Below are 275 nucleotides of genomic sequence, written 5' to 3'. Positions count from 1 at the left end.
CACCGGCGTAGCTGCGTTGATAAACGACTATATCGTCCGCGCCGGTCACCGTAATGCTGGCATAGGTATGGGAGGTGTAATACGAGTGCGGCGTGCCGGCCCGCGTATCGACCGTCATTACGCGCTGTTTATTATCGATAACGATCTGGCAAAACTCGTTATTTCCCTGCCCTTTGAGATTGAGCGTTACGCTCTTGCCCGTCAACTCGCCCGGATCGCTATTATCCTGAGGCAGGACATCGGCATACGCTTTAAGCAGTTCACTGCGCCGGGGC

1 protein-coding gene is annotated in these 275 nt (G+C 55.3%); it reads right to left on the bottom strand.

Translation table 11 applies throughout. From position 1 onward, the window contains the following. Positions 1 to 275, bottom strand: a 275-nt coding sequence (locus tag ACODJP_RS14005) for a putative mucin/carbohydrate-binding domain-containing protein (RefSeq protein WP_422482541.1), incomplete at both ends; no start/stop codon positions are given.

The organism is Pleomorphochaeta sp. DL1XJH-081 (assembly GCF_049310885.1).
Lineage (GTDB): Bacteria > Spirochaetota > Spirochaetia > Sphaerochaetales > Sphaerochaetaceae > CAYZJV01.
The sequence above is the reverse complement of the archived record's forward strand: the minus strand, read 5'-3'. Positions and strand labels throughout refer to the sequence as shown.